The following is a 2,241-nucleotide window of genomic DNA, read 5'->3' as shown; positions in this document are numbered from 1 at the left end:
TCGGGAACGGGAAAGCGGCTGATCGAAACTGTCATGGCGTTCTCCAGGGACATTGTCGTTCTTGTCGCCGTACAGTTAACGTCAACGTCGTACCTCTGTCCATGCGACCTCTGCATGCTATGCGTCCTAAGCGTCGTTCTCCACTCCGCCCATAGGCCGGGTCACCACTCGGTTGCGGCTGCGCTCCTTGGCTTCGTACATCGCTCGATCCGCCTGGCGATACAGGGCCATGGCGGAAGGCACCCGGCGGCAGTCGCTGCAGTACACCAAACCGAAAGAACCGGTCACTACGCCGTGGCTCGACCCTGCGTGGGGGATCCTGAGCCTCTCCAGGGCCTGGCGAAAGCGTTCCAGGGCATGCTGCCCCGCCGACAGCGAATCGGCCTCGAGCAAAATGCCGAACTCCTCTCCGCCCAGGCGGAACAGGCAGTCGCCAGCCCGCCGGAAGTGGTCCAGCATCAGCGTCGACACCTGTATCAGCACTTCGTCGCCGGCTTGATGGCCATGGGTATCGTTGAACAGCTTGAAGTCGTCGATATCCATCACGGCAAACAACAGCGGCTGGCCGCTGCGTCGTCGTACCTGCAGCTTCTCATCGACCAGCTCGTGAAACTGACGGCGATTCAGCAGCCCTGTCAGGGGGTCGGTGCGTGCCAGTGCCGTGAGCCGTCGATTGGCGCTTTCCAGCTCCCGCGTGCGCTGTTCTACCTCGATTTCCAGTCGCTCGTTGAGGGAGCGCTGCAGCTCGAGCGTGGCTCGCTCGGCGGCGAGCTTCTCGTTCTTGAACTGATTGATCTTCCAGGCCAGTCCCAGGGAGAGCAGCAGGAATTCAATGCCCGAGCCGACCTGGACGGCATACTCGGTAACGAGGTTGTACGGCAGCACGCCGGCCACCCGCAAGAAGTACAGCGCAACCCCCACCAGCAGCACGCCCCATGCCACCAGATAGATTCTGGCCAGGGTGTCGTGGTGCCAGCTGCGCCACGCCGCCACGCCGAGCAACAGGCCGGAGAGCACGATGGCAGCAGGGATCATCAGGCGGAACACCGGCGCGTAATGACCCAGCAGCGCAGGCAGCGAGCTCAGCAGACATAGGCCGGCGACACCGAGAATCACGCGAGTCGCCCCCGGCGCATGCTCACGCAGGTTCAGGAAGCTGTTGCTGAAGACGGCAAGCGTGACGGCGAAAAGGCCGATGTTGATCGGCACCAGCTGGTTGTTGAACTGTGGAAATGCCGGCCACCAGTGCTGGAAGGCAAAGCCACGCGCCGTGAACATCAGGACGAAGAACGACCCGAGATAGGCCACGTAGAGCAGCAGCGAGCGCTCCCGGGTCGCCACGTATAGCAATAGGTTATAGATCAACAGCGCCAGAAGCGCACCGAAGTAGAGGCTGAAGGCCATGAGCTCACGCTGCGCCTTGGCCAGGAAGCCCTCATCGCTCATGAGAGAGAGGGGCGTGGCATCGTAGAGCCCATCGTGCGTGTCCAACCGCAGGTAGACCTCTCGCGACGCGGCGACAGGGACCCGGACGGGTAATACGAAGGTGCGATGGGCGACCGGGCGGGAATCGAAGTGACGACGATCTCCGCTGTGCCATCGACTCACTATCCCACCCTGCTCGTCCACGACATAGGCATCGAGGTAGTCGTGCAGCGGCATGGCCAGTTCCAGCAAACGGCGCACCGCGGTGCTGGCCTGGTTCTCGATTCGCAGCCGCACCCACCAGGCGGAATCGGAGAAACTGAAGTTGAGAGTTTCCTGCCGCGAGGCCTGCCATGCCAGGGCATCTCCCCGGGCCACCAGTTGCTCGATGTCGAACTCACGCTCGGCATCCTCGAGCAGTTGGACATGCGGCCCCAGATTCAGCTCATCTGGCAGCGTGCCCACCTCGATGGCGGCCTGAGCGCTGAGCGAGGCGAGACACAGCATCGCCAGTAGCCATCGAATCGGCCCCATCACGGAGGCAGGGAGGGTAGGCATGCAGCAGGTCACCCCTGTCACGGTAGTTCCAGTCAGCTCTAGATACCACGGTGGCTCATGTCGTGCTGCAAAAAACGCTTGGTCGCTACCAACGCAAGCGCCCCCACCGATGGGCGGGGGCGCCAAGCTTAGCCGATTCCGGTCAGCTCAAGGAAATCGTGCTATTGATACCGTTGGAGACGTTTTCGGGTTCGAACCAGCGCGCGGTGACGGTCTTGGTCTGGGTCCAGAACTGGATCGCCTGCTTGCCGTTGGGAC

At 62.4% G+C, this 2,241-nt stretch carries 2 protein-coding genes; both read right to left on the bottom strand.

The annotated features are described in order from the left end of the window. Nucleotides 1-126: 126 nt before the first annotated feature. Nucleotides 127-1,983, bottom strand: a complete 1,857-nt coding sequence (locus tag QPM17_RS23520) for a sensor domain-containing diguanylate cyclase (RefSeq protein ID WP_285394168.1) — start codon at nucleotides 1,981-1,983, stop codon at nucleotides 127-129. A gap of 142 nt (nucleotides 1,984-2,125) precedes the next feature. After that, the coding region (locus QPM17_RS23515; RefSeq protein ID WP_285394169.1) for a methylmalonate-semialdehyde dehydrogenase at nucleotides 2,126-2,241 on the bottom strand (116 nt) is incomplete at its 5' end.

It is taken from the genome of Marinobacter azerbaijanicus, from assembly GCF_030250645.1.
Lineage (GTDB): Bacteria > Pseudomonadota > Gammaproteobacteria > Pseudomonadales > Oleiphilaceae > Marinobacter > Marinobacter azerbaijanicus.
This window is presented reverse-complemented; position numbering and strand designations above follow the sequence as displayed.